Here is a 26322-nt window from a genome sequence, read left to right on the forward strand (position 1 = left end):
GTGTGCCGGCCGGAGCCGGAAGTCCGGATGAATAGGGGGTCAGTTGGTGCCGGGAATCCTGAAATTGAAGACCCCGGTGTCAAAGCGGTTGTAGGCCTCGTAGTCCACCAGGTCATACAGCCGCGCACGGGTCAGCATGCTCTCTACCTGTGCCTCCTGGGTGCCGTCGGACTTGATCGATTCCAGAGTACGCTCAGCTGCCCCCATGGCACTACGGAGCAGGGTGACCGGGTAGATGACCATGTTCACCCCGACGTCCTGCAGCTGCTGCACAGTGAACAGCTCGCTCTGGCCGAACTCGGTCATGTTGGCGAGGATGGGCACGTCCACGGCGTCGCGGATGGCCTGGAACTCGCCGAGGTCCTTCATGGCTTCCGGGAAGATGGCGTCCGCCCCGGCCTCGACAAGTGCCTTGGCGCGTTCCTGTGCCGCTTCCAGACCGTCCGTGGCGCGGATGTCCGTCCGGGCCATGATGAGGAAGTTGGGGTCGCGGCGGGCGTCGGCTGCGGCGCGGATGCGCTTGGTGGCGGTTTCCAGGTCCACCACGTTCTTGCCGTCCAGGTGGCCGCACCTCTTGGGGTTGAACTGGTCCTCAATGTGCAGGCCGGCCAGGCCGGCGTTCTCGATTTCCTGGACGCTGCGGGCCACGTTCATGGGCTCGCCGAACCCGGTGTCCGCGTCCACGATGCTGGGCAGGTCCGTCATCCGGGCGATCTGTCCGGCCCGCGTCGCCACTTCGGTGAGCGTGGTCAGGCCGATGTCCGGCAAGCCCAGGTCGTTGGCCAGCACGGCGCCGGAAATGTAGACGCCGGCGAAGCCCTTCTCCTCGATCAGCCGCGCCGAGAGCGGGTTGAACGCACCGGGGAACTGCTGGATGGTCCCGGACGCCAGGAGTTCGCGGAACCGGATCCGTTTCTGCTCCGGCGTGACCTTCGAGTACAGCATCAGAAGAGTCCCTTCGGAGCGGCGGCGAGGTCGATCACGCCGTCGGCTGCCTTGATGTTCAGCTGGTCCAGCTCTCCGGCTGCCAGTTCCGGGAGCCGGGCCGCGGCGGCGAGGAAGCGTTCGATCTCCTCTTCGTCGACAACACCGGCGGCGAGGGTACGGAACTTGTTGACGTACTGTTCGCGGGCGAACGGCCGCGCGCCGAGCGGGTGGGCGTCGGCCACGGCGATTTCGTCGGTGATGATGGTGCCGTCGGTCAGGGTGATCTCCACCGATCCGCCGAAGGCCTTCTCCGCGATGTCCAGGGAGTGGTAGCGGCGGGTCCATTCCGGGTCCTCCACCGTGGTGACCTTGTGCCACAGCTCCACGGTGTCCGGGCGCGCTGCCCGCTCCGGGGCGTAGGAGTCCACGTGGTGCCAGGCACCGTCCTGCAGGGCGACAGTGAAAATGTAAGGGATGGAGTGGTCCAGGGTTTCCCGGCTGGCCGTGGGGCTGTACTTCTGCGGATCGTTGGCGCCCGAGCCGATCACGTAGTGCGTGTGGTGGCTGGTCTTGATCAGCACCGACTTCACATTGGCCGGATCGGTGGTTTCCGGGTGCTCCTTGTTCAGTTTCCGGGCGAGGTCGATCCAGGCCTGGGCCTGGTACTCGGCGGAGTGTTCCTTGGTGTAGGTGTCCAGGATGGCACGCTTGGCCTCGCCGGGCGTGGGCAGCGGCACCATGTAGGAGGCGTCGGGGCCGTCCAGCATCCAGGCGATCACGCCGTCTTCGCCTTCATAGATCGGCACGGGGGAGGTCTGGCCGCGCATGGAGCGGTCCGCCGCCTCGACGGCCATCTTCCCGGCGAACGCCGGTGCATGCGCCTTCCAGGTGGAAATCTCGCCCTTGCGCGACTGGCGGGTGGCGGTGGTGGTGTGCAGCGCCTGGCCGACGGACTGGAAGATGGTTTCGACGTCGAGCCCCAGGAGGGTGCCGATGCCGGCGGCGGCGGACGGGCCGAGGTGGGCTACGTGGTCGATCTTGTGCTTGTGCAGGCAGATAGCCTTGACCAGGTTCACCTGGATCTCGTAGCCGGTGGCGATGCCGCGGATCAGGTCCTGTCCGCTGGAGCCCACGTGCTGGGCGACGGCAAGGATCGGCGGGATGTTATCTCCCGGGTGGGAGTAGTCCGCAGCCAGGAAGGTGTCGTGGTAGTCGAGCTCGCGGACTGCGACGCCATTGGCCCAGGCGGCCCATTCGGGGGACACCCGCTCGTCGATGCCGAAGACTTTGGATCCCTTGCCGCCGGTGGTGGGTCCGTGGGTCAGGGCCTGGGCGCGGGCGGCAACGATGGGGGCCCGGTTCAAGGAGGCGATGGCCACCGAGGCGTTGTCGATCACGCGGTTGATCACCATGTCGGTGACGTCGTCGGTGACGGCGACGGGATCGGTGGCAACCTTGGCGATCTTGTACGCGAGCTGGTCCTCGCGGGGCAGGTTTTCCTCGCTCTTGTAAACGCGGACGTGGTGTTCCTTGACCATGGTGCTCCTTCTAGTGAGGTGTATGCGTGACTTTGACGTGGGAAAGGCTTCGGTGCAGATGCACGGTGGTGGCCGCCTCGGCAAGCCGGGGGTTGCCGGCGGCGATGGCCTCGGCGATGGCGGCGTGCTCGGCGGCGGCAGCCGTGAGCCGCCGGGCGTCGTCGGCGGCCAGGCGGCGGACCCGGACCAGGTGCACGCGAAGGCTGCGCATGGCCTGGGCAAGGTAGGAGTTGGAAATCGCGGCATCGATGGCCGCGTCGAGGCGGCCCGCGAGCTCGTAGTACGCGTGGAGGCCCGGCCCGCCGCCGTTGATCAGCTCCGGGGCCTGGAGGAGCTCCAGCCTGAGCTGCTCGAAGGTGGCGGGATCGCCGCGTTCGGCGGCCAGTGCGGCCGCCTTGCCTTCGAGGGTTTCGCGCAGTTCGAACAGCTCGTCGATGTCCTCCAGCGAAATATCGGTGACGACGACGCCGCGGCTGCCCGCCGTCGTCGTCAGTCCCTCAGCGGTGAGCCGGCTCAGGGCCTCCCGGAGAGGGGTGCGGGAGATGCCGAGCCGCTCTGACTGCTCCACTTCGGCGAGTACCGTCCCGGGCAGGAGGCGCCATTCGATGATGTCGTCGCGCAGTGCCGCGTAGGCCCTATCGCTGGCGCGCATCCCTGCCTCCTTCGTTGGTTGACGCTCCTCAGTGTATACACAGGCGGCAGTTTTGCCCAGCAATTGCCCTAGAAAATCAAAAGTGCTTCGAATTTGTATACATAGACCCTTGTGCGCGCTTCCCCGGCCGGACTAGCATGGCTCGCATCACAATGTCGTGGACGGGATGCATTTCATGGTTACCAAGAGGTATCAGGACAGCTACGCACAGAGCCTGGAGAACCCCGAAGACTTCTGGCTGGATGCCGCCGGGAAGATTACCTGGTCGGTGCCGCCGCGCCGTGCCCTGGATTCCAGCCGGGCACCGCTGTACAGCTGGTTTCCGGACGGCGTTCTTAACACGTCGTACAACGCCCTCGACCGCCATGTGGAGGCCGGGCGGGGCAGCAAGGATGCGCTCATCTACGATTCCGCGATGCTCGGGACCCAGCAGCGCTTCAGCTATGCCGAACTCACGGAGCTTGTGGCACGTTTTGCCGGCGTCCTCCGGGGCCGCGGGGTCGGCAAGGGGGACAGGGTGGTGATCTACATGCCCATGATCCCCGAAGCCGCGATCGCCATGCTGGCAACTGCGCGGCTGGGCGCCGTCCATTCGGTGGTCTTCGGCGGCTTTGCGCCCAAGGAGCTGGCGGCCCGCATCCGGGATGCCGCTCCGGCCGTGGTGGTCACGGCATCCGGCGGCATTGAGCCGTCTCGCCGGATCGAATACCTCCCTGCGGTCGAGGAGGCCCTCCGCCTGGCCGGAACTCCGGAGCTGCCGGTGATCGTCACCGCACGGGACGGCTTCACCTCCTCAGCCTCGGACCATGGCTGGCTGGACTGGGAAACCGAGATGGCCGCCGCGGAACCGGCGGCTCCGGTCGACGTCAAAGCCACCGACCCGCTCTACATCCTCTACACCTCGGGAACCACCGGCACGCCCAAGGGAGTGGTGCGCGACAACGGCGGCCATGCCGTGGCGCTCAGCTGGACCCTGGAAAACATCTATGACATCGGCCCGGGAGACGTCATGTGGACCGCCTCGGACGTCGGATGGGTGGTGGGGCACTCCTACATCGTCTACGGTCCGCTGCTGGCCGGCGCCACCACCGTCCTTTATGAGGGAAAGCCGGTGGGAACTCCCGACGCAGGTGCCTTCTGGCGCGTGATCCGGGACCACCGGGCCAATGTCCTGTTCACCGCGCCCACCGCGCTGCGCGCCATCCGGAAAGCCGACCCCGAGGCCAAGCTGCTCCAGGACTACGACATCTCCAGCCTGCGGACGCTCTTCGCGGCCGGGGAGCGGCTCGACACCGATACCTTCCACTGGGCCACGAAGTCGCTGAACGTCCCGGTGGTGGACCACTGGTGGCAGACCGAGACAGGCTGGGCCATCTGCGCCAACCCGCGGGGACTGGAAGAACTCCCGATCAAGGCGGGATCGCCGAGCGTCCCGATGCCGGGCTTCAAGCTCACCATCGTGGACGGACTGGGGGAGGACGTCGAACCCGGGACCGAAGGCAACATTGTGCTCGGGCTCCCGCTTCCGCCCGGCACGCTGACCACGCTCTGGGGCGACGACGACCGCTACATCTCCTCCTACCTCCAGGCGTTCGAAGGTTCCTATGCAACCGGAGACTCCGGCTACCGGGACGAGGACGGCTACGTGTTCGTGATGGGCCGCACCGACGACATCATCAACGTTGCCGGCCACCGGCTGTCCACCGGCGCCATGGAGCAGGTCATCGGCCAGCACCCCGCGGTTGCGGAGTGCGCCGTGATCGGCCTGGCGGACCCGCTGAAGGGCCAGCGTCCCAGCGGCTACGTGGTGCTGAAATCGGGTGTGGAGGTGGCGGAGGACGTCCTGGTCAAGGACCTGATCGCGCTGGTCCGCCGCGATATCGGGGCCGTGGCGGACTTCAAGCACGTGGCAGTGGTGGATGCACTGCCCAAGACCCGCTCCGGCAAAATTCTCCGCAAGACCATGCGGCAGATTGCCGACGGCGAGGAGTACGTGGTGCCGTCCACCATTGAGGACGCCGGCGTGATCGACCAGCTGATCGGAACCCTTCGCCCCGCAACGCCCCGGAACTAGCGCCCCGCAACCAGCAGTCAGCTCCGGTTCCAGCGGTACTCGTTCTCCGGCCTGCCCGGTGCGCCGTAGCGGGCTGTCCGGGAGACGGTTCCGGCATCCGCAAGGTACTCAAGGTAGCGCCGGGCCGTCACCCGCGACATCCCGAGCGCATCCATGACCTCCGTGGCCGAGACCGCCTCCGCCTGCTGCTTCATGAACTCCTGCACCGCGTCCAGGGTCGACGTCGACAGGCCCTTGGGAAGGGGCAGCTCGCTCGGCGCCCGCAGGCTCGCAAACGCCTGGTCGACGTCGCTCTGTGACGCTCCCGACCTGGTCCCGCCCGGGCCGGCGGCGAGCTGCTCGCGGAACTGCCGGTAACTGGCCAGCTTGTCCGCGAAAGTGGCGAAGGTGAAGGGTTTGATGAGGTACTGGACCACTCCGATGGACACGGCACTGCGCACGATGTTCAGCTCACGCACGGCAGTAATCGCGATGATGTCCGGCAGCAGCCCGGAGGCCCGCATCCGCCGCGCAATGTCCAGGCCGTGGAGGTCGGGAAGGTTCATGTCCAGCAGGACGAGTTCAATCGGGTTGCCTGCCGCGGCGAATTCAGCCAGGAGGCGCAGCGCGGACTGGCCGTCCGGGGCCGTGCCGGCCAGCGAAAAGCCGTTGAGCCGCCCTACGTAGGCGCCGTGCGCTGCCGCGGCTACCGGTTCGTCCTCAACGACGAGAACTCGGATGTCGCTCATGGTGTCTCCTTGGTGGTGCCCGCTGCGGGGAGGAATATGTGGAAGTGCGCCCCGCGGGGATTCGTGATGGCCATGGTGCCGCCCAGCCGGTGGACGGCCTGCCGGACCAGGGCCAGGCCCAGCCCCCGGCCATACTTGCCGGGGGCCTTGGTGCTGAAACCGTGCCGGAACACATCATCCACGGCTTCGGGGTCGATTCCGCGGCCCGAGTCCTCCACCGTGATCTCAACGCCCCGGGCTCCCGACTCCACGGACAGCTCAACCCACCTCGGTGCCGGGGCATCCGCCGCCGCATCGATGGCGTTGTCCAGCAGGTTGCCGAGAATGGTCACCAGGTCCTGCACGGCCACACCGGCCGTCCCCGCCGTGCTGTTCGCCTGCAGGCCCAGTTCAACACCGCGTTCGTGTGCCTCGGCGGCCTTGCCCATAAGGAGCGCGCCCAGCACCGGCTCCTCGATGGCACCCACCATCTCGTCGGTGAGCTGCTGGCTGAGCTCCAGGTCCTTGGTGGCAAAATCCAGGGCCTCGTCGGACCGGCCCAGTTCCATCAGCGACACGATGGTGTGGAGGCGGTTGGCGTGCTCGTGGGTCTGGGCACGCAGGGCATCCGACAGCGTGCGCATGGTTTCCAGTTCGCTGCCCAGGGACTCGATCTCCGTGCGGTCGCGGATGGTTGCCACGGTGCCGAACACCGCCGGGCGCTGCCGGCCGGCCGACGACGCCGGTCCCACCGCCGGACCCTGGTTGATCACCAGGACGCGGGGACCGGCCAGGTGAATTTCGTCCTGCGTCGTCCGGCCGGATTCAAACAGGTCCTTCAGGCTGGGTGCCAGGGGGAGGTCGCTCAGCAGGAAGGCGTCGGCGGGATCGCCCCCGGATGGCCGAGGGGCAAGCCCCAGGAGCTCCGCGGCCTGGTCGTTGTACATCACCACCCGCCCCTTGGGGTCGATCAGGATCACCCCTTCACGGACGGAGTGCAGCACGGACTCGTAGTAGGCGAACAGCTGGGCGAGCTGTTCGGGTCCCCAGCCCCGGGTGACATTGCGCAGGTACCGGCCCAGAAGCCAGGACGCCACGGAGCCGCCCACCAGGAGGGCGAAGGCGATGGCCAGCAGGGCCGGCAGGCGCCCTGAAATGGCAACGTCCACCGTCCGCACTGTCACGCCCGCGGCCACGAGGGCCCTGACGTTCCCCGACTGGTCCTTGACCGGCGCAATCGTCCGCACCGACGGACCCAGCGTGCCGGCCGTGATTTCCGTGAATACCTGCCCGTTCAGGGCGGCATCTATGGACCCGATATACGGCTTGCCGAGTTCCTCGCTGCGCGGGTGCGTCCAGCGGGTCCGGTCCGGAGCCATGATCGTGATGAAATCCGCGTCGGCATCGTCCATAACGTCCAGTGCGTAGGGCTGCAGCACTGCGGACGGGTCGGCCGACCCGGCAGCCTGCAGGACCAGGGGATTGTCGGCAATGGCCGTGGCAACACCGGACATCCGCCGTCCGGCTTCGTCGTAGGCGTGGTCCCGGGCATCGATAAACGTGGCGGTCCCAACTGTTGCGGTCAGCGCGAGCATGAACAACAAATGCGCCACGAACAGCCGGCGCGCAATGCTCCATTTGTGCCTCATGCAACCCTTCCACGACCAATATGAACGCAACGGTGAGCCAGGTCACGCCATGCCCAATGATGGATATCACACCGGACGGACGTGTGGAGCCCAGAGACTGTGCCGCAACGTCTTCCAGATTATCCATAAGGAGACACATCATGGCTTCTCAACGAGGAGAGTCAGCTGCGCCCGTCAAGGCAAAGCGCAAAGGACTCGACAAGTCGCACTACCTCTACATCGCCGTCATCGCCGCCGTGATCCTCGGCGCCGTGATCGGGCTTCTGTTCCCGGAGGTCGGCAAATCACTCAAACCGCTGGGCGACGGCTTCATCAAGCTGATCAAGATGATGATCGCTCCGGTGATCTTCTGCACCATCGTCCTGGGCATCGGCTCCATCGCGAAGGCTGCCACCGTCGGCAAGGTGGGCGGCCTGGCGCTGGGCTACTTCATCGTCATGTCCACCTTCGCGCTGGCCATCGGCCTCGTGGTGGGCAACCTTATCCACCCGGGTGAGGGCCTGAAGCTGACGCCCTACGATCCCAACAAGAAGGCCGCCACCGACAGCACCGTTGACTTCCTGCTGGGAATCATCCCGGGAGATATTCCGGTGCTGCCCACGCTGCTGGCAGCGATCCTCGTGGGCTTTGCCCTGCAGAAGATGGGTCCGCAGGGCGCCCCCATCCTCAAGGCCATCGGCCACGGCCAGGCCCTGGTGTTCCGCATCCTCATCATGGTCATGTGGCTGGCGCCCGTCGGAGCTTTCGGCGCCATCGCCGCAGTCGTCGGTGCCACCGGCTTCCAGGCAATCGTCAGCATGTTCACCCTGATGCTTGCCTTCTACATCACCTGTGCACTGTTCATCGTGATCATCCTTGGCGGCCTGCTGCAGGTTGTGGCCGGCGTCAACATCTTCCGGCTCATGAAGTACCTGGCCCGCGAATACCTGCTGATCTTCTCCACGTCCTCTTCCGAAGCAGCCCTGCCGCGCCTTATTGCCAAGATGGAACACCTGGGTGTTTCCAAGCCGGTTGTCGGCGTCACCGTTCCCACGGGCTACTCCTTCAACCTTGACGGCACGGCCATCTACCTGACCATGGCGTCCCTGTTCGTGGCCAACGCCATGGGCACCCCGCTGGACCTGGGCGCCCAGATCTCCCTGCTGGTCTTTATGATCATCGCTTCCAAGGGTGCCGCCGGCGTCACCGGCGCCGGCCTGGCCACCCTGGCCGCAGGCCTGCAGGCCCACAAGCCCGAACTGCTCGGCGGCGTCGGCATGATCGTCGGCATCGACCGCTTTATGTCCGAGGCCCGCGCCCTGACCAACTTCACCGGCAACGCCGTGGCCACGGTCCTGATCGGCACCTGGGTCAAGGAGATCGACGGCGGCCAGGTGGAGCGTGTCCTGTCCGGCGAAGAGCCCTTCGACGAGCAGACCATGATCGCCGGCCACCACACCGAGCAGGAAGCTCCGGCTCAGGTTCCCGCCCGCGCCTGAAGCGCCTGCCCGGACCAACATCCGGACCGACACCCGTAGCTACAAAGGAACCGCCCGTGCAGGATCATCCTGCACGGGCGGTTTTGTGTGCCGCCGGCCTCAACCTTCGACCTTTACCAGAAGGTAAAGGCTCAGGCAAGGGCGCGTGTCAAGTTCCGTTGAATCACGGATGCGGCGCTGTAACCTTGGTGGGAAGAACCATAGGCGCTGAACTTTCAGCGGCAGGACATCAACGTCATCGAAAGTGTGGATAGATACGTGAGCAGCGAGCAGGGTTCAGCAACTCTGGAAGGCACCGAACTCGATCTGGAAGACGCCGTCATGGGTCCTACCGGGCGCCCCTACCGCGAATTTCCCGAGCCTGCGCCGCTGTCGTCCCACGGCCCCGCGCGTGTGATCGCGATGGTGAACCAGAAGGGCGGCGTCGGCAAAACGACCTCCACCATTAATCTGGCCGCCGCGCTCGCCGAATACGGGCGCCGTGTCCTGCTGGTGGATTTCGATCCCCAGGGCGCACTGTCCGCGGGCCTCGGAACCAATCCGCATGAACTGGACCTGACGGTCTACAACGTCCTGATGGACCGCAAGGTGGACATCCGGGACGCCATCCAGCACACCGGCGTCGAGAACGTTGACCTGCTGCCGGCGAACATCGACCTCTCCGCCGCGGAAGTGCAGCTCGTCAATGAGGTTGCCCGCGAACAGGTGCTGGACCGGGCCCTGAAGAAGGTTGAGGACGACTACGATGTCGTCCTGATTGACTGCCAGCCCTCACTGGGGCTGCTGACCGTCAACGCCCTCACGGCTGCCCACGGTGTCATCATTCCGCTGATCTGCGAGTTCTTTGCACTCCGGGCCGTGGCCCTGCTGGTGGAAACCATCGACAAGGTCCAGGACCGGCTGAACCCCAGGCTCCAGGTGGACGGAGTGCTGGCCACCATGTACGACGCCCGCACCCTGCACAGCCGCGAGGTCATCAGCAGGCTCGTGGAAGCGTTCGGGGACAAAGTCTTCGAGACCGTTATCAAGCGCTCCATCAAGTTTGCCGACGCCACCGTGGCCGCGGAACCCATCACCAGCTACGCCGCCAACCACATCGGCGCCGACGCATACCGCCGCCTGGCCAAAGAGCTGATTTCGCGCGGCGGCGCGCCCTAGCCATAGCCGTGGCACTGGCAGTCACCCCGCAGGCGGAGGCATCGAAGAAGGCCGGCTTCGAAGTGCGGCTGGCCAACTTCACCGGTCCCTTTGACCTGCTGCTCGGCCTGATCAGCAAACATCAGATGGACATCACCGAAGTGGCCCTGGCCACCGTGACTGATGAATTCATCAAGTACATCAGGAACCTCCAGAAGCTGGGCGAGGAGTGGGCGCTGGACGAGGCCAGCGAATTCCTGGTCATCGCCGCCACGCTCCTGGACCTCAAGGCCGCCCGACTCCTGCCGGCCGGCGAGGTCGAGGACGATGAGGACGTCGCACTGCTCGAAGCGCGGGACCTGCTCTTCGCCCGCCTGCTCCAATACAAAGCCTTCAAGCATGTGGCCGGGCTGATCAACACCACCCTGGAGCTGGAGGCCCGCAGTTTCCCCCGGCAGGTAGCCCTGGAGGCACAGTTCGCGGCATTGCTGCCGGAGCTCGTCTGGCGGCACACTCCCGGACAGTTTGCCGCCCTGGCGGAAGCCGCGCTGGTGCCTAAGGAGGCGGCGCCGAGCGAAGTCGGCCTGGCGCACCTGCACGGCAGCGCCGTCAGCGTGAAGGAACAGGCCGAAATCCTGGGACTGAAGCTCCAGGCCGGAAGGCCGTTGTCGTTCCGGGCCCTCACCGCCGACGCCGAATCAACGCTGGTTGTGGTGGCGCGCTTCCTGGCGCTGCTGGAAATGTTCCGGGACAAGGTGGTCGGCTTCGACCAGATCTTTCCCCTGGGCGACCTGACGGTTCACTGGACGGCGGGAACCAAAGACTGGAGCAGCGAAAATCTGACCGAGGAATACAGCGAGCAATACGAGGAGGAGACTTGAGCGACACGACGCCGGATCCGGCCGCCCGCGGGGAAGCGGACACGGGAGTGGACGTCGCCGAACTCCCCGGCGGCGCCCGCGCCGCCATCGAGGCAGTGCTGATGGTCATCGACCAGCCGGCCACCGCCGTCGAGCTGGCCGCAGGACTCAACCTGACAGTGGACGCCGTCGAGCAGTTGCTCGCGGAACTTCAGCGCGAGTATAACGGCTATACTGTTAATGCCCCGGACTCGGACGTTGCCGCTGTGATCACCACTGCTGGCCACAAATCCAGACCCCGGGGTTTTGAATTGCGGAATATCGCCGGAGGCTGGCGCATCTATTCCCGCGCGGATTTCGCCGATGTCGTAGGCGGATTCGTACTGGAAGGACAGACAGCCAGGCTGACGCAGGCGGCGCTGGAAACGCTCGCCGTCATCGCTTACCGCCAGCCCGTATCAAGGGCCAGGGTGTCTGCAATTCGAGGAGTTAATGTTGACTCTGTCGTGCGGACGCTGATGCAGCGGGGACTGATCGAAGACTCGGGGACCGATCCCGAATCCGGGGCCATCCTCTACCGTACGACGTCGTATTTCCTGGAACGCATGGGAATCGGCTCGGTGGCTGAGTTGCCGCAGCTTTCACCCCATCTTCCGGGGCTTGAAGGCATCGAAGAGTTCTACGACGCCGGAAGAATGTAGGCACATTTACGCCTGCGCACGGGTATCCACCAGGGCGGACTTAATCCGCCCGGCTGGCTAGGGTTGTCGGGAGACAACCATCGCCGGCCACCATAACGAAGGACGGGTCATGACACAGGCGGGACGCCAGGGTTCACCACGTAACAGTTCGGGACGCAACAGCGCCGGACACAATAAAGCCGGACGCCCGGTACAGGGCGGTGCCAGCCGCGCAGGCGGCGCCGCCGGCTACAAAGGAGGCGGCGACCGCCCCTTCAAACGCCCCAAGCCTCGCGAAGAGGCCTTCATCGATCCGGACCTGCAGGGTCCGGCCGGCGCACCGGCAGACCGCCCGGCAGCAGCTGACTGGAAGCAGGGCAAACCTGCCGCCCGGAAGCCCGGTTCACGGAAGCCCGGCGCCGGCAAGGAGCCCGGCACGCCCGGCGCCCTCAAGCCCAAGCCGCGGTCCGCGTCAGCCAAAACCTTCGGTACGCGCGCTTTCGGCGGCGAACGGTTCGGGCAGAACCTCGGCCCCGTCCGCAAGCCTTCGCGCAAGCGCGGACCCCGCGGCGATGTTCCGCAGTCCGAAATGCACGACGCCGACGGCATCCGCCTGCAGAAGGTCATGGCCTCAGCCGGCGTCGCTTCACGGCGCGTCTGCGAGGAAATGATCTCCGAAGGCCGCGTTGAAGTGGACGGCAAGGTGGTCACCGAGCTCGGCGTCCGCGTCGACCCGAAAACGGCAGTGATCCACGTTGACGGGCTCCGCATCCAGCTGGATGAAAACATGGTCTACATGGTGTTCAACAAGCCCAAGGGCGTTGTGTCCACCATGGAGGACCCGGACGGCCGTCCGTGCATCAGCGACTTCGTCCGCAACACGCACGGCGAACGCCTTTTCCACGTGGGACGCCTCGACGTCGCCACCGAAGGACTGCTGCTGCTGACGAACGACGGCGAACTCGCCAACCGTCTGACGCACCCGTCCTACGAGGTACCCAAGACGTACCTGGTCCAGGTCCGCGGCCCCTTCCCCCAGGGAATCGGCGCGCAGCTCAAGGCCGGTGTTGAACTGGAGGACGGGTTCGCCTCGGTGGACTCGTTCAAGCTGGTGGACTCCACGCCGGGCCACGTGCTGATCGAGGTTGTGCTGCACTCGGGCAAGAACCGCATCGTGCGCCGCCTCTTCGACGCTGTGGGCTTCCCGGTACTCCGGCTCGTCCGCGTCAAGGTGGGCCCCATCGGCCTGGGAGACCAGCGCCAGGGGAGCATCCGCAACCTCGGCAAGCAGGAAGTCGGCCACCTGCTGGCATCCGTAGGGCTGTAGCTTATGTCTGCCTTTCACGCCCACGGCCGCGGGCACCTGAACGGCCCGGTAGTGGTTATCGGAACCGGGCTGCTGGGAACCAGCATCGGTCTCGGACTGCGGGGGCGCGGCGTGTCCGTGTTCCTGTCCGACCCTTCGCCCACCAACCAGGCTGTCGCCGTCGATATCGGGGCAGGCCTTCCGTTGTCGCGCCTTGGCGACGAGCAGCCTGAACTCGTTGTGGTGGCCGTGCCCCCGGACGTAACGGCGGACGTGGTGGAAAGCTCACTGGCTGACTACCCCGCGGCAACGGTGGTGGACATCGCCAGCGTCAAGGCCGGCATCCTGGCCGACCTTCGGGGACGCGGCGTGGACCTCGCCCGATACGTGGGAACGCATCCCATGGCAGGCCGGGAAAAGTCAGGCCCCGTCGCGGCCCGCGGTGAGCTTTTTACCTCCATGCCGTGGGTGGTGTGCCCTTCCGGGGAAACGTCGCCCGGTGCCCTGCAGGCCGCCCGCGCCCTGGCGACCGACCTGGGCGCCGTGGTCACGCAGTTCGGCGCCGAAGAACATGACCAGGCCGTGGCGCTCGTGTCCCACCTTCCCCAGGTGATGTCATCGCTGGTGGCCAGCCGGCTGCAGGGCACGCCCATGCACGCGCTGTCCCTGGCCGGAAACGGCCTGCGCGACGTCACCCGGATCGCGGCGAGCGATCCCACGCTGTGGGTGCAGATCCTGGGCGCCAATGCGGGCCCGATGGTGGACATCCTGCACGGCGTGCGTGACGACCTGAACCGGCTGATCGGGACCCTTGAGGACCCGGCAGCCCCCGGCGCACGCCTGGACCTCGCGCAGTTGATCAGCGAGGGCAACGCCGGGCAGTCCCGCATTCCGGGCAAGCACGGCGGACCTCCGCAGGCCTATTCCTGGCTGACCGTCCTGGTGGACGACAAGCCGGGACAGATCGCCCGCCTCCTGACGGAGATCGGCGAAATCGGGGTCAACCTCGAAGACCTGCGGCTGGATCATTCCTCCGGGCAGAATGTGGGCATGGTGGAACTGTCGGTTTTGCCCAACAAACATGATCTGCTCATCGAAGCACTCAACGACCGTGGATGGCGGGTACTGCAGTAATGACACAGGAACTCATCGATACCGTGCCCATGCTTCGCCAGGGCAGGCCGCTGGTCGTCGCCATCGACGGACCGTCGGGGTCCGGAAAATCAAGCGTCAGCAGGGAAGTGGCACGGCGGCTGCGCCTTGCCTACCTGGACACCGGTGCCATGTACCGTGCGCTGACCTGGTACTGCCTGGACCAGGGCATCGACCTGACCGACGCCGCGGCCATCGAGCAGGCCTCCGAGGACCTGCCGCTGGACGTCAGCACCACCCCGAACGAGGAATACGTCCGTGTCGGCGGCACGGACGTCACCGAGGCGATCCGGGAACCGGCCATCTCCTCGGCCGTCAGTGCCATCGCCACCACCCTCGGTGCGCGGAAGGAACTGGTGCGCCGGCAGCGTGAGCTGATTGAGGTCCACCACCGCCGCATCGTGGTGGAAGGACGCGACATTACCACCGTCGTCGCTCCCGGCGCCGAAGTCCGCATGCTGCTGACCGCCAGCGAGGAAGCCAGGCTCCGCCGCCGGGGCGTCCAGCTGGGCGGAACGCAGAGCGCAGAGCAGCTGGCCGCCCAGGTCACGCAGCGCGACGCCAAGGACTCGACCGTCGTCAACTTCACCACCGCGGCGGACGGGGTGGTCACCCTGGACTCTTCGGACCTGGACTTCGACGGCACCGTCGACGCGGCCCTGGGAATAGTCAACAAGGTGTTGAACCGTGACTGACGCAGGCGGCCGGACTCCGCTGACCCTTCCGGCGGCCCGTCGCGACCTTCCGGGCGCCTGGACCATGGCCTGGAGCCGGCCGGTCGGCTGGTTCCTGGACCACATCGTCTACCGGACGACTGTCCACGGCCGGCAGAACGTTCCAACCGGAGGTCCCGTGATCTTCGCAGCGAACCACATCAGTTTCCTGGACGGACCGGTGATGTTCGGCGCGTCACCGCGCCCCATGCACATCCTGGTCAAGAAGGAAATGTTCAAGGGCTTCCTGGGGCGGGTCCTCACGGCCTCCGGCCAGCTGCCGGTTGACCGCTCCGGCGATCGCGCCGCCCTGCAGCTGAGCAAAAAAGCGCTCGACGCCGGCCGGTGCGTCGGCATCCTCCCCGAAGGAACGCGGGGGAGCGGCGAGGCCTCCAGCATCAACAACGGGGTCGCCTGGCTTGCACTGAACTCCAGCGCGACGGTGGTCCCCGTCGCGATCCTGGGAACCAGGATCGCCGGCGAACACCTCGACGCCGTTCCGCGGCCCGGCCGGCGGCTGCACGTCAGCTTCGGCGAGGCCGTGGATATCGGGCGCAGGCCCGGCGAGACAGGGCGTGCTTCAATGGACAGGGCGGGAAATGAGATCCGCGCTGCCCTGGCACGGCATGTCCAGCAAACGATACAAATCAGCGGGCAGCCTTTGCCCGGCGCGGATTCCCCGCAAGAACGTCATGAAGAAGTAGCCGGGACGCCGGCAGATCACCACTAAGGAAAGTGCAATGAGCGATACGACTCAAGCCTCCGGCAAATTTGGCGCCGGCGAAGACGAATACACGCCCACCGGCACGGACCAGGTGGCGGAGCATCTTGCTGCCCTGGACGATGACGAGGCAGAGCTTCGGGCCGCATCCCTCCGGGCCGGCCTGGACGACTACGAACTGGACGAGGATGACGCCGCCCTCCTGAGCGGCCACTACGACGACGAGGACTTCGACGGTCCGGTCAAGCTCGACCCGGTCCTCGCGATCATCGGCCGGCCCAACGTGGGCAAGTCCACCCTGGTGAACCGCATCCTCGGCCGCCGCGAAGCCGTGGTGGAAGACACCCCCGGTGTCACGCGTGACCGTGTGATGTACTCGGCCACCTGGAACGGCCGGAACTTCACGGTGGTGGACACCGGCGGCTGGGAACACGATGCACGCGGCATCCACGCACGCGTCGCGGAACAGGCCGAGATGGCCGTGGAACTCGCGGACGCCGTGCTGTTCGTCGTCGACTCCGCCGTGGGCGCCACCGCCACGGACGAAGCAGTCGTGAAGATGCTCCGGAAGTCCAAGAAACCGGTCATCATGGTGGCCAACAAAGTGGATGACTTCGCCCAGGAAGCCGACTCGGCAACGCTCTGGGGCCTTGGCTTCGGCGAGCCGTACCCGGTCTCGGCGCTGCACGGCCGCGGCGTGGCCGACCTCCTTGACCACGTCATGGACACCCTGCCCGAGTACTCCACGATCGAAGGCCTCGAGCGCTCCGGCGGCCCGCGCCGCATCGCCCTGATCGGGCGTCCGAACGTGGGCAAGTCCTCGCTGCTGAACAAACTGGCCGGTTCCGAGCGCGTTGTCGTGGACAACACCGCCGGCACCACCCGCGACCCGGTCGATGAGTTCATCGAACTCGGCGGCCGCACCTGGCGCTTCGTCGACACCGCGGGCATCCGCCGCCGCCAGCACATGGCACAGGGCGCAGACTTCTACGCCTCACTGCGCACGCAGAGCGCACTCGAAAAGGCGGAGGTCGCCGTCGTGCTCCTTGCGGTGGACGAAGTGCTCAGCGAACAGGATGTCCGCATCCTTCAGCTGGCCATCGAATCCGGCCGCGCCCTGGTTCTCGCGTTCAACAAATGGGACCTGCTGGACGACGAACGCCGCACCTACCTGGAGCGTGAAATCGAGCAGGACCTGGCGCACGTTGCCTGGGCGCCGCGCGTCAACATTTCCGCGCTGACCGGCTGGCACAAGGACCGGCTGGTTCCGGCGCTGGACACAGCACTGGAAAGCTGGGACAAGCGCATCCCCACCGGACGCCTGAACGCGTTCCTCGGAGAACTGGTGGCCGCGCACCCGCACCCGGTTCGCGGCGGCAAGCAGCCCCGCATCCTCTTCGGCACCCAGGCCTCCAGCCGTCCGCCGAAATTTGTGCTGTTCACCACCGGGTTCCTGGACCCCGGATACCGCCGGTTCATCACCAGGCGCCTCCGCGAAACCTTCGGTTTCGAGGGAACGCCCATTGAGGTCAACATGCGTGTTCGTGAAAAGCGCGGCAAGAAGCGTTAATTACGACACACCTCGCCGGTGACACCCGCAAAGTGTCACTTGCACCCTCCGGAATCGTGTAAGCTTTTGGAGGTGGTTCGGCCGGACTGCTGAGGTAAAAATCCCGGGGTAACCCAGGAGGACAACCGAGGCGGAGAACGGCGGAACTAACGGGCTGTAGCGCAGCTTGGTAGCGCACTTGACTGGGGGTCAAGGGGTCGCAGGTTCAAATCCTGTCAGCCCGACCAGCATGAACAACCGCTCCGTATCCGGGAAATATCCCGGACGCGGGGCGGTTTTTCTATGTGCAGGCCCGGCTCGTTTTTGCCGCCGGGTTTTTTGCCGGCCGCTATTTCAGGAAGCGTGACGTGCGCCGGTCCGCAAGGATCTTGCCGCCGGTCTGGCAGGTGGCGCAGTACTGCAGCGCCCGGTCGGCAAATGACACTTCCCGGACCGTGTCCCCGCAGACGGGGCACTCCTGGCCCGTCCGGCCGTGGACGCGCATGGTGCTCCGCTTGGCGTCCTTCAGTTCGTTCGGCGGCTTGCCCACGGCCTCGGTGACGGCCCCGACCAGAACGCTGTGGATGGAGTCGTAGAGGACGCGGACGGCCTCCGGGTCCAGGGACTTTGCGATGGCGAAGGGGGAGATCCGGGCCGCGTGCAGGATTTCGTCGCTGTACGCGTTGCCGATGCCGGCGATCACCCCCTGATTCCGTAACAGTCCCTTAATCTGCTGGGTGCTTGAGGCAAGAATTTCGGCGAAAATGTCCAGGCTGAACGAGGCGTCCAGCGGATCGGGGCCCAGGGTGGCGATGCCGGGAATCGCTTCCGGATCCCTGACCACATACAGGGCAAGGCTCTTTTTGGTGCCTGCCTCGGTCAGGTCGATGCCGAGATGGGTATCGCCGCCGCCGGGGTCCGGCCTGACGAACTCCAGCCTCGCCGCGATATATCCCTTGCCGCGCGCCAGCACGGCGTTCGACGGCGATTCCGTGTACCGCAGCCAGCCGGCCTTGGCCAGATGGAACGCAAGGAAGATCCCGTCTGCATCCAGGATGATGAACTTTCCACGGCGCTGCACGCCGGAGATGGTGCGCCCCTCCATCGCCGTATACGGCGGGTCTGCGGTCTTGAGGACTGCAAACGACACCACCTGGATTTTCGTCAGCACGGCTCCGCGAAGCCGGGCGCCCAGGAAAGCGCTCAGCCCGGCCACTTCGGGAAGTTCTGGCATGTCACTACTGTGCCACAAGGGTCCGACACGGTACTCCCTGCGGGGGATGTTGGTATGCATATACTTTCAGCGGCGGCTTGTTCTGCAGACCTCCGTTGACATTGCTGATTGACCAACATTCCTGGTTGACCCGATGAAAGGCCCCTGATGAGCAACATTCCCGAAGACCTGTCCTACACTGCCGAACACGAGTGGGTGACCGCCCCCAACGCCGACGGCGTGGTGCGGGTAGGCATCACCGATTTTGCCCAGGACGCACTGGGCGACGTTGTGTACGCGCAGATGCCTGAAGTCGGCACCAAGGTGACGGCAAACGAGGTCGTGGGCGAGGTTGAGTCCACCAAGAGCGTCAGTGACATCTACGCCCCGGTCAGCGGCGAAGTCGTCGCCAGGAACGAAGCCCTGGACACCGATTCGGCGCTCATTAACAGCGATCCCTATGGTGAAGGCTGGCTGATTGAGGTCAAGCTCGCAGAGGCTGATGCAGTGGAGTCCCTGCTCAGTGCATCGGAGTACGAACAACAGGTAGGCTAAAGATAACCGGCTTGGAGGTCCGGCTGTTGAGGGATTGACAGCCGGACGACACGCCGTAGTACCGGATCTGCCAGGCTTTTCCGGAGGGCACGCGTTGTTTGCAGGGGGACATCTGCAACGGAAAAGGAGGACTCCATGGTTGGTCACGAAAATAGCCACAGCGGTGATGATTACGGCACGGGCGGAGTGAAAGCTTCGGAGACCACCTCGATCCACCTCACGCCAATCCGTGACGAGCCGACCATCGCGCGCAAGCTCGCTCCGGAAGAGCGGGTGGCCGTTGAAGCCCTTCCGTTCGGTTCGGCGCTCCTGGTGGCCCACAGCGGCCCCAACACCGGTGCGCGGTTCCTGCTGGACTCCGACGTCACCACCGCCGGCAGGCACCCGGATGCGGACATCTTCCTGGACGACGTCACGGTATCCCGCCGCCATGTCGAATTCCGCCGGACAGCGCGGAGCTTCGAAGTGGTTGATACGGGCAGCCTCAACGGAACCTACGTCAATCACGACCGCGTGGACAGCGTCGAACTCAAGTCCGGTAATGAGGTCCAGATCGGCAAGTTCCGTCTCACTTTCTACCTCAGCCCTGCCCGCGCAGCAGGCAACGTCTGATCCCGGGGTAGCTGCCTGTGGCACTGGCACAACCGGAACGGCGCGGACCCCAGGTCCTGAACATCGGGGAAGTACTCGCGCAGCTGAGCGACGACTTTCCCGGGATGACTGCGTCCAAAATCAGGTTCCTGGAGGAAAAAGGCCTGATCAACCCGCAACGCACTCCCGCCGGCTACCGGCAGTATGCGGACACGGATGTTGAGCGGCTCCGATTCGTGCTGGCACTCCAGCGCGACCAGTACCTTCCGCTGAAGGTCATCAAGGACTACCTCGACGCCATCGACCGCGGCGAACGCCCCGAGAACCTTCCGCCCGGCGTCACGGTCTCCCCGCGAATCGTCTCGGACGAGCTCGCCAGCGAACTCCAGAACAAGGTTCGCAGGCTGAGCGAGGATCAACTTCGGGCCGAGTCCGGAGCCAGCGTGCCGCTGCTGCGCTCCCTCCTCGAATTCGGCCTCATCGGCCACGTCAACGGCAAGTTCGATGAACACGCCCTGCAGGTGGCCCGCGCATGCGTCCAGCTGGAAAGCTACGGCCTCGAACCTCGCCACCTGCGTCCCTTCCAGGCCGCCGCGGAGCGGGAGTTCGGGCTGGTGGAGCGGGCCGTCGCGCCGCTGACCTCCCGCAAGGACGCTGCATCCCACGCCCGTGCCGCCGAAGCGGCCCGGGAAATAAGTGATCTCTGCCTGACGCTGCACCGCGCCCTGGTGCAGGACCGTATATCGCGAATGGATATCTGATGATTGAAGTCGAGATCGTGGGTGTGAGGATCGAACTGCCGTCCAACCAGCCGCTGGTGCTCCTGCGGGAAATCCACGGTGAACGGCACGTGCCCATCTGGATTGGCACCCCGGAAGCCAGCGCCATCGCCCTGGCCCAGCAGGGTGTGGTCCCGCCGCGGCCCATGACGCACGACCTCCTGATCGACGTCGTCGAAACGCTGGGCCACTCCATCGTCAGCGTGAACATCGTCGCCGTCGAAGACAACATCTTCTACGGACAGCTGCAGTTTGAAAACGGCACCACCGTCAGCTCCAGGGCTTCGGACGCCCTTGCCCTGGCGCTGCGGGCCAAGTGCCGTATCTGGTGCGCCGATTCGGTGATGGACGAGGCCGGGGTCCGGATCACCGAGCACGATGAAGGCGAAGACACAGAGCCGGGTCCCACCGTGGACGAGGAACGCGAACTGCGGCGCTTCCGGGAGTTCCTGGACGACGTGGAGCCGGAAGATTTCGACGGCTGAGATCACGTTAAGGTTAAAGTTGAGGATGAAACTTTCGACACGCCCCCGAAATGGGGCCAGCATCTTTGACCTTGGGGCGCGTCGGGCCTAACGTCGAAGTATCAAGTTCCCATTGCATACAACAGCCGCGCAAGTCACACTGGAATGTGCAGCCCCGGCTGAATTACACGGATGAATTTCAGATCTGTGTTCGCTGTTGCTGCGACTTCCCTAGGGGAGCATACGACGAGGAGGATCCACGTGAGTCCGAAAGGCGAAGCGGGCGAGCTAAAGCAGGCGTCAACGGCTGGCGTAGCCCTGCCTGCGAGCGGCGCCCAGGGCCTCCTCTTCACGGAGGACCTTCCCGTCCTCGACGAAGACGCGGGCTACCGCGGACCCACCGCCTGCAAGGCCGCGGGCATCACCTACCGCCAGCTCGACTACTGGGCACGCACGGGCCTCGTTGAGCCTGCCGTGCGGGGCGCCGCCGGTTCCGGCTCGCAGCGGCTCTACGGTTTCCGTGACATCCTGGTGCTGAAAGTGGTCAAGCGGCTGCTGGACACCGGAGTATCACTGCAGCAGATCCGTTCCGCCGTGGAGCATTTGCGGGAACGCGGCGTTGAGGACCTCGCCCAGATCACTCTTATGAGCGACGGCGCGAGCGTCTACGAGTGCACGTCCGCGGATGAGGTCATAGATCTGGTGCAGGGCGGCCAGGGCGTCTTCGGGATCGCGGTCGGCCGGGTGTGGCGCGAAGTGGAAGGCAGCCTCGCGGCTCTTCCCAGCGAACACGTCGTCGAGCAGTCCTTTCCGGATGACGAGCTCAGCAAGCGCCGGGCAGCCCGGAAGACCGGCTGAGCCCGTACCGTATCGATCCGTACCTTAACGATCAGAGCCAAAGAGAATGGCCGCCTTCCCTCGGGAAGGCGGCCATTCTCATTCAGCCGTGTGTTCAGGCCGTGCGTGCTTCGACGCCGCTGACCCGCTAGCGGAGGCTGCGTTCCCGGAGGGCTGCGGCCGAATCCGCGCCGTTGGAGGCCAGGAGGTTGTCGAGGAGCGTGTTGAAGAGGCTGGCCGCGTTCTTTGCGGAATCCCCCGGCCAGTGGTGCACGGAATGCGCCGCACCCTGGATCTGCTGCCAGTTTGCCTGCTCCGGAATGTGCGGGGTCAGCAACAGTTCACCGAACATCGAGTGCATCTCCGTGAGCCGGAAGGCGTGCTCGGACGAACCTGAGCGGACGCGGTTCGCAATAATGCCGGCGGGGGAGAGGTTCGGGGCGAACTCCTGGCGGAACAGCTGGATGGCGCGCATGGTGCGCTCCGTGCCGGCCACGGAGAACAGGCCCGGTTCGGCGACGAGGGCCACTTTGTCGCTGGCGGACCATGCCATCCGGGTCAGCCCGTTCAGCGACGGCGGGCAGTCAACCAGGATCAGCTGGTACTTGTCCGTGCCGGCGAGGACTGCCGAAAGCCTGCGCAGGTCCCGGCGGCCCAGATCCGGGCGATCGTAGATTCCCGTATAAGCGGAGCCCACAGCGACGTCCAGGACGGCGGGCCGGGCACCGTTATAGTTTTCCCGGGCCACCCAGCTGCTGGTGACGACGTTTTCCGACAGGCGGGCGCGGCGGGGACTCTTGAGCATCCTGCCGATGTCCAGCTGGTCATCCGGCTGGACGCCCAGTGCCGTGCTGGCATCCGCGTGCGGATCAAGGTCCACCACAAGGGTGGGGATGCCGGCGGCCAGGGCCGCAGATGCCAATCCGGTGGTGACGGAAGTTTTGCCGACCCCGCCTTTGAGGCTGCTGATGCTGACTACTTGCACTTGAAAAACCAATACCTAACGCCGGTTGCCGTGTTGGGGTAGTGCCGGCTCCGGCTCCCCGGAGCGGAGGGCGCGCGTAAGCGCCCCCGACTCATCATATGTTGCCGAGGTGTCGAATCCCGTTTCATCGGGCGGCTGTGCGGCGCATCCCACGCGCCTGAGGACACCGGTTGCCGGATTGGCCTGCCTAAACCGGCCTGCATGACGGATAATTCTGTGATGGTCGACACAATGATTTGTGTTTCCCCGCGCCCGTCTTACACACTGTGACCACTTACCGATACACCCGCGATGATGCAGGAGAAGTATGTTTTCCAAGATTCTGGTGGCTAACCGCGGCGAAATCGCGATCCGCGCCTTCCGTGCCGGCTACGAGCTGGGTGCCAAGACTGTCGCCGTGTTCCCCAATGAGGACCGTAACTCCATCCACCGCCAGAAGGCTGATGAAGCGTACCTGATCGGCGAAGAGGGCCACCCTGTCCGGGCGTATCTCGATGTGGACGAAGTGGTTCGCGTGGCCAAGGAGGCCGGCGCCGACGCCATTTACCCCGGGTACGGCTTCCTGTCGGAAAACCCGCGTCTGGCCCGGGCCGCCAAAGAGGCCGGCATCACCTTTGTTGGTCCGCCGGCCGAGGTCCTTGAACTGGCCGGAAACAAGGTGGCTGCCCTCGAAGCCGCACGCGCCGCCGGTGTTCCCGTCCTCAAGTCGAGCCAGCCCTCCAAGGACCTGGATGAACTGATCGCCGCCGCAGACGTCATCGGCTTCCCCATTTTCGCCAAGGCCGTTGCCGGCGGTGGAGGCCGCGGCATGCGCCGTGTGGACACCCGTGAGGCTCTCCCGGAAGCGCTGCAGGCTGCCATGCGCGAGGCTGACGCCGCGTTCGGCGACCCCACCATGTTCCTGGAGCAGGCCGTTCTCCGCCCCCGCCACATCGAGGTCCAGATCCTGGCCGATGCCGAGGGCAACATCATGCACCTGTTCGAGCGCGACTGCTCCATCCAGCGCCGCCACCAGAAGGTCGTGGAAATCGCTCCGGCCCCGAACCTGGATGAGGGCATCCGCCAGGCGCTCTACCGGGATGCCGTGAAGTTCGCCAAGGCGCTCAACTACGTCAACGCAGGCACGGTGGAATTCCTCGTGGACACCGTCGGCGAACGCGCCGGCCAGCACGTGTTCATCGAGATGAACCCGCGCATCCAGGTGGAGCACACGGTCACCGAGGAAGTCACCGACGTGGACCTGGTCCAGGCGCAGCTGCGCATTGCGTCCGGCGAAACGCTCGCTGACCTTGGCCTGTCGCAGGAAACCGTCCAGCTCAAGGGCGCCGCACTGCAGTGCCGCATCACCACCGAGGATCCGGCCAACGGCTTCCGCCCCGACGTCGGAAAGATCACCGGTTACCGTTCCGCCGGTGGCGCCGGTGTACGGCTCGACGGCGGCACCGTCTACTCGGGTGCCGAGATCAGCCCGCACTTCGACTCCATGCTGGTCAAGCTGACCTGCCGCGGCCGTGACTACCCCGCAGCCGTCGCCCGTGCCCGGCGGGCCCTGGCGGAATTCCGCATCCGCGGCGTCTCCACCAACATCTCCTTCCTGCAGGCCGTCCTGGACGACGCGGACTTCATCGCCGGCGATGTTGCCACCAACTTCATTGACCAGCGCCCCGAGCTGCTCAAGGCCCGCGTCTCGGCGGACCGCGGCACCAAGCTGCTGACCTGGCTGGCAGAGGTCACCGTCAACAAGCCCAACGGCGAACTGACGGTCCACTCGAACCCCGCGGCCAAGCTCCCCGCAGTGGGGGACACCCCCGCCCCCAAGGGTTCACGCCAGCGCCTGCTCGAGCTGGGTCCCGAGGCCTTCGCCAAGGCACTGCGCGATCAGAACGCCGTCGCCGTCACCGACACCACATTCCGTGACGCCCACCAGTCGCTGCTGGCCACCCGGGTCCGCACCCGCGACCTGGTGGCAGCCGGCCCTGCCGTATCCGCGCTGCTTCCCGAACTGCTGTCCGTGGAAGCCTGGGGCGGTGCCACGTACGACGTCGCCCTGCGGTTCCTCGGCGAGGACCCCTGGGACAGGCTTGCCGCGCTGCGCAAGGCACTGCCCAACATCTGTTTGCAGATGCTGCTCCGGGGCCGCAACACCGTGGGCTACACCCCGTACCCCGAGGAAGTCACCGAGGCATTCGTCAACGAGGCTGCGGCAACCGGCATCGACATCTTCCGGATCTTCGACGCCCTCAACGACGTCAACCAGATGGCTCCGGCCATCCGCGCCGTCCGCGCCACCGGCACCGCCGTCGCTGAAGTTGCCCTCTGCTACACCGGCGACATGCTCAACCCCGACGAAAAGCTGTACACGCTGGACTACTACCTGGAGCTGGCGCAGAAAATCGTCGACGCCGGCGCCCACATCCTCGCCATCAAGGACATGGCAGGGCTGTTGCGTCCCGCGGCCGCTGCGAAGCTTGTGGCGGCTCTGCGTGAACGCTTCGACCTTCCGGTCCACCTGCACACCCACGACACCGCAGGCGGCCAGCTGGCCACGCTCCTGGCGGCAGTGGATGCCGGGGTGGATGCGGTGGACGTCGCCTCGGCGTCACTGGCCGGAACCACCAGCCAGCCCTCGGCATCCGCCCTGGTTGCCGCCCTGGCCCACACGCCCCGCGATACCGGCCTGGGCCTGGCCGAGGTCAGCTCGCTGGAACCCTACTGGGAGGCAGTGCGGCGGGTCTACGCTCCGTTCGAGTCGGGCCTGCCGGGTCCCACCGGCCGTGTCTACCAGCACGAGATTCCGGGCGGCCAGCTCTCCAACCTGCGTCAGCAGGCCATGGCCCTGGGCCTCGGCGAACGCTTCGAAGCCATCGAGGACATGTACACGGCGGCAGACCGCATCCTGGGCCGCCTTGTGAAGGTCACTCCGTCCTCGAAGGTGGTGGGCGACCTGGCCCTGCACCTCGTCGGCCTCAATGCCGATCCCGCGGACTTCAACGAAAACCCGCAGAGCTACGACATCCCCGATTCCGTCATCGGGTTCCTGTCCGGCGAACTGGGTGATCCTCCCGGAGGCTGGCCGGAGCCGTTCCGCACCAAAGCCCTCCAGGGCCGGAGCATCAAGGTGCGCGATGCCGAGCTCAGCGCAGAGGACAGCGCCGCCCTGAAGAGTGATTCCAAGACCCGCCAGCAGACCCTCAACCGCCTGCTCTTCGAAGGCCCCACCAAGGACTACCTGAAGAGCGTGGAGACCTACGGCAACCTGTCCGTCCTGGACACCCGCGACTACCTCTTCGGGCTCCAGCGCGGAGCGGAGCACGAGATCGAGCTCGAGAAGGGCGTCCGCCTGATCGCCTCCCTCGAAGCCGTGTCGGAGCCGGACGAGAAGGGCATGCGCACTGTCATGTGCACGCTCAACGGCCAGTCCAGGCCAGTGGTGGTCCGCGACCGTTCCGTGGTCAGCAATGTCAAGGCAGCTGAAAAGGCCGACGCCAGCCAGCCGGGGCACGTCGCCGCACCGTTCGCCGGAGCGGTGACGCTCACGGTCAAGGTGGGCGACGCCGTCAATGCCGGCGACACCGTTGCCACGATCGAGGCCATGAAGATGGAAGCTTCCATCACGACGCCGGTGGCGGGCATCGTTGGACGCCTCGCGGTCGGCGCCGTGGAACAGGTCCAGGGCGGAGACCTGCTGCTCGTCGTCGAGTAACCCACGCACACACAAAAGGGGCCTCCCGCCGGGAGGCCCCTTTTGTGTTGTC

Annotated in this window: 23 protein-coding genes and 1 tRNA gene; 17 read left to right on the plus strand and 7 right to left on the minus strand. The window is 65.8% G+C overall.

Annotated features, from left to right (window positions below):
* Nucleotides 1–39 precede the first annotated feature (39 nt).
* The 3 genes from prpB to PV761_RS13335 are packed head-to-tail and all read right to left on the minus strand — an operon-like array spanning nt 40 to nt 3117.
* A complete protein-coding gene (prpB, locus tag PV761_RS13325) occupies nt 40–945 on the minus strand; it encodes a methylisocitrate lyase (RefSeq protein WP_028271691.1) in 906 nt (301 codons plus the stop codon).
* A complete protein-coding gene (locus PV761_RS13330; RefSeq protein WP_347897401.1) occupies nt 945–2465 on the minus strand; it encodes an MmgE/PrpD family protein in 1521 nt (506 codons plus the stop codon). The genes prpB and PV761_RS13330 overlap by 1 nt, the downstream gene beginning before the upstream one ends.
* A 10-nt stretch (nt 2466–2475) precedes the next feature.
* Nucleotides 2476–3117: a GntR family transcriptional regulator gene (locus PV761_RS13335; RefSeq protein WP_028271693.1), complete on the minus strand. Its 642-nt coding sequence runs from the start codon at nt 3115–3117 to the stop codon at nt 2476–2478.
* Between the two features lie 175 nt (nt 3118–3292).
* Here PV761_RS13335 and PV761_RS13340 point away from each other — a divergent pair, with 175 nt between their 5' ends.
* Complete coding sequence (locus tag PV761_RS13340) at nt 3293–5191, plus strand: AMP-binding protein (protein WP_347897403.1); 1899 nt, start codon at nt 3293–3295, stop codon at nt 5189–5191.
* A gap of 17 nt (nt 5192–5208) precedes the next feature.
* Here PV761_RS13340 and PV761_RS13345 read toward each other — a convergent pair whose 3' ends face one another.
* Together PV761_RS13345 and PV761_RS13350 are read right to left on the minus strand one after the other, a co-directional pair.
* Nucleotides 5209–5919, minus strand: a complete 711-nt coding sequence (locus tag PV761_RS13345; RefSeq protein WP_028271695.1) for a response regulator — start codon at nt 5917–5919, stop codon at nt 5209–5211.
* Nucleotides 5916–7547 (minus strand): sensor histidine kinase, encoded by a 1632-nt coding sequence (locus tag PV761_RS13350; RefSeq protein ID WP_347897405.1) that lies wholly within the window; start codon nt 7545–7547, stop codon nt 5916–5918. The genes PV761_RS13345 and PV761_RS13350 overlap by 4 nt, the downstream gene beginning before the upstream one ends.
* 140 nt (nt 7548–7687) lie before the next feature.
* On the opposite strand from PV761_RS13350, the gene PV761_RS13355 reads away from it, so the two are divergent.
* The 10 genes from PV761_RS13355 to PV761_RS13400 all read left to right on the plus strand — a co-directional run bounded on the left by PV761_RS13355 (nt 7688) and on the right by PV761_RS13400 (nt 17391).
* Nucleotides 7688–9025: a cation:dicarboxylase symporter family transporter gene (locus PV761_RS13355; protein ID WP_028271697.1), complete on the plus strand. Its 1338-nt coding sequence runs from the start codon at nt 7688–7690 to the stop codon at nt 9023–9025.
* 258 nt (nt 9026–9283) lie between these two features.
* The gene (locus tag PV761_RS13360; RefSeq protein ID WP_028271698.1) at nt 9284–10183 is read left to right on the plus strand and encodes an AAA family ATPase; all 900 of its coding nucleotides are present in this window, start codon (nt 9284–9286) and stop codon (nt 10181–10183) included.
* 8 nt (nt 10184–10191) lie between these two features.
* Nucleotides 10192–11043: a ScpA family protein gene (locus tag PV761_RS13365; protein WP_347897408.1), complete on the plus strand. Its 852-nt coding sequence runs from the start codon at nt 10192–10194 to the stop codon at nt 11041–11043.
* Nucleotides 11044–11090: 47 nt separating this feature from the next.
* The gene (locus PV761_RS13370; RefSeq protein WP_347897484.1) at nt 11091–11723 is read left to right on the plus strand and encodes an SMC-Scp complex subunit ScpB; all 633 of its coding nucleotides are present in this window, start codon (nt 11091–11093) and stop codon (nt 11721–11723) included.
* A gap of 109 nt (nt 11724–11832) precedes the next feature.
* Nucleotides 11833–13029 carry a pseudouridine synthase gene (locus PV761_RS13375; protein WP_028271700.1) on the plus strand — a complete coding sequence of 399 codons (1197 nt, stop codon included), beginning with the start codon at nt 11833–11835 and terminating at the stop codon, nt 13027–13029.
* Nucleotides 13030–13032: 3 nt separating this feature from the next.
* Nucleotides 13033–14142 carry a prephenate dehydrogenase gene (locus PV761_RS13380; RefSeq protein WP_028271701.1) on the plus strand — a complete coding sequence of 370 codons (1110 nt, stop codon included), beginning with the start codon at nt 13033–13035 and terminating at the stop codon, nt 14140–14142.
* A complete protein-coding gene (gene cmk / locus PV761_RS13385; RefSeq protein WP_028271702.1) occupies nt 14142–14855 on the plus strand; it encodes a (d)CMP kinase in 714 nt (237 codons plus the stop codon). The genes PV761_RS13380 and cmk overlap by 1 nt, the downstream gene beginning before the upstream one ends.
* Before the next feature lie 64 nt (nt 14856–14919).
* Entirely contained in the window at nt 14920–15603 is a 684-nt protein-coding gene (locus tag PV761_RS13390; RefSeq protein WP_028271703.1) for a lysophospholipid acyltransferase family protein, read from the plus strand.
* Between the two features lie 10 nt (nt 15604–15613).
* Nucleotides 15614–17164: a ribosome biogenesis GTPase Der gene (gene der, locus PV761_RS13395; protein WP_028271704.1), complete on the plus strand. Its 1551-nt coding sequence runs from the start codon at nt 15614–15616 to the stop codon at nt 17162–17164.
* 150 nt (nt 17165–17314) lie between these two features.
* Nucleotides 17315–17391: transfer RNA gene (locus PV761_RS13400), tRNA-Pro, on the plus strand.
* Between the two features lie 101 nt (nt 17392–17492).
* On the opposite strand, the gene PV761_RS13405 is transcribed toward PV761_RS13400, so the two are convergent.
* A complete protein-coding gene (locus PV761_RS13405) occupies nt 17493–18377 on the minus strand; it encodes a DNA-formamidopyrimidine glycosylase family protein (protein WP_347897411.1) in 885 nt (294 codons plus the stop codon).
* Between the two features lie 147 nt (nt 18378–18524).
* On the opposite strand from PV761_RS13405, the gene gcvH reads away from it, so the two are divergent.
* The 5 genes from gcvH to PV761_RS13430 all read left to right on the plus strand — a co-directional run bounded on the left by gcvH (nt 18525) and on the right by PV761_RS13430 (nt 21603).
* The gene (gcvH, locus tag PV761_RS13410) at nt 18525–18911 is read left to right on the plus strand and encodes a glycine cleavage system protein GcvH (protein WP_028271706.1); all 387 of its coding nucleotides are present in this window, start codon (nt 18525–18527) and stop codon (nt 18909–18911) included.
* Between the two features lie 135 nt (nt 18912–19046).
* Nucleotides 19047–19523, plus strand: a complete 477-nt coding sequence (locus PV761_RS13415) for an FHA domain-containing protein (protein ID WP_028271707.1) — start codon at nt 19047–19049, stop codon at nt 19521–19523.
* Between the two features lie 23 nt (nt 19524–19546).
* A complete protein-coding gene (locus PV761_RS13420) occupies nt 19547–20263 on the plus strand; it encodes a MerR family transcriptional regulator (RefSeq protein WP_347897486.1) in 717 nt (238 codons plus the stop codon).
* Nucleotides 20263–20766, plus strand: a complete 504-nt coding sequence (locus PV761_RS13425) for a bifunctional nuclease family protein (protein WP_028271709.1) — start codon at nt 20263–20265, stop codon at nt 20764–20766. Before PV761_RS13420 ends, PV761_RS13425 begins: the two co-directional genes overlap by 1 nt.
* Nucleotides 20767–21006: 240 nt before the next feature.
* Nucleotides 21007–21603: a MerR family transcriptional regulator gene (locus PV761_RS13430; RefSeq protein WP_028271710.1), complete on the plus strand. Its 597-nt coding sequence runs from the start codon at nt 21007–21009 to the stop codon at nt 21601–21603.
* Between the two features lie 127 nt (nt 21604–21730).
* On the opposite strand, the gene PV761_RS13435 is transcribed toward PV761_RS13430, so the two are convergent.
* Complete coding sequence (locus tag PV761_RS13435; protein WP_347897414.1) at nt 21731–22567, minus strand: ParA family protein; 837 nt, start codon at nt 22565–22567, stop codon at nt 21731–21733.
* 307 nt (nt 22568–22874) lie between these two features.
* On the opposite strand from PV761_RS13435, the gene PV761_RS13440 reads away from it, so the two are divergent.
* Nucleotides 22875–26270 carry a pyruvate carboxylase gene (locus PV761_RS13440; protein ID WP_347897416.1) on the plus strand — a complete coding sequence of 1132 codons (3396 nt, stop codon included), beginning with the start codon at nt 22875–22877 and terminating at the stop codon, nt 26268–26270.
* Nucleotides 26271–26322 lie beyond the last annotated feature (52 nt).

This window comes from Arthrobacter sp. CC3, assembly GCF_039907775.1.
GTDB lineage: Bacteria > Actinomycetota > Actinomycetes > Actinomycetales > Micrococcaceae > Arthrobacter.

Excerpts from the sequence above, each read along its gene's own strand:
- prpB (WP_028271691.1), bottom strand. The coding sequence starts at position 945 with ATGCTGTACTCGAAGGTCACGCCGGAGCAGAAACGGATCCGGTTCCGC.
- PV761_RS13350 (WP_347897405.1), bottom strand. The coding sequence starts at position 7,547 with ATGAGGCACAAATGGAGCATTGCGCGCCGGCTGTTCGTGGCGCATTTG.
- PV761_RS13345 (WP_028271695.1), bottom strand. The coding sequence starts at position 5,919 with ATGAGCGACATCCGAGTTCTCGTCGTTGAGGACGAACCGGTAGCCGCG.
- der (WP_028271704.1), top strand. The coding sequence starts at position 15,614 with ATGAGCGATACGACTCAAGCCTCCGGCAAATTTGGCGCCGGCGAAGAC.
- PV761_RS13380 (WP_028271701.1), top strand. The coding sequence starts at position 13,033 with ATGTCTGCCTTTCACGCCCACGGCCGCGGGCACCTGAACGGCCCGGTA.
- gcvH (WP_028271706.1), top strand. The coding sequence starts at position 18,525 with ATGAGCAACATTCCCGAAGACCTGTCCTACACTGCCGAACACGAGTGG.
- PV761_RS13375 (WP_028271700.1), top strand. The coding sequence starts at position 11,833 with ATGACACAGGCGGGACGCCAGGGTTCACCACGTAACAGTTCGGGACGC.
- PV761_RS13330 (WP_347897401.1), bottom strand. The coding sequence starts at position 2,465 with ATGGTCAAGGAACACCACGTCCGCGTTTACAAGAGCGAGGAAAACCTG.
- PV761_RS13390 (WP_028271703.1), top strand. The coding sequence starts at position 14,920 with ATGGCCTGGAGCCGGCCGGTCGGCTGGTTCCTGGACCACATCGTCTAC.
- PV761_RS13440 (WP_347897416.1), top strand. The coding sequence starts at position 22,875 with ATGTTTTCCAAGATTCTGGTGGCTAACCGCGGCGAAATCGCGATCCGC.
- cmk (WP_028271702.1), top strand. The coding sequence starts at position 14,142 with ATGACACAGGAACTCATCGATACCGTGCCCATGCTTCGCCAGGGCAGG.
- PV761_RS13340 (WP_347897403.1), top strand. The coding sequence starts at position 3,293 with ATGGTTACCAAGAGGTATCAGGACAGCTACGCACAGAGCCTGGAGAAC.
- PV761_RS13415 (WP_028271707.1), top strand. The coding sequence starts at position 19,047 with ATGGTTGGTCACGAAAATAGCCACAGCGGTGATGATTACGGCACGGGC.
- PV761_RS13335 (WP_028271693.1), bottom strand. The coding sequence starts at position 3,117 with ATGCGCGCCAGCGATAGGGCCTACGCGGCACTGCGCGACGACATCATC.
- PV761_RS13405 (WP_347897411.1), bottom strand. The coding sequence starts at position 18,377 with ATGCCAGAACTTCCCGAAGTGGCCGGGCTGAGCGCTTTCCTGGGCGCC.
- PV761_RS13355 (WP_028271697.1), top strand. The coding sequence starts at position 7,688 with ATGGCTTCTCAACGAGGAGAGTCAGCTGCGCCCGTCAAGGCAAAGCGC.
- PV761_RS13425 (WP_028271709.1), top strand. The coding sequence starts at position 20,263 with ATGATTGAAGTCGAGATCGTGGGTGTGAGGATCGAACTGCCGTCCAAC.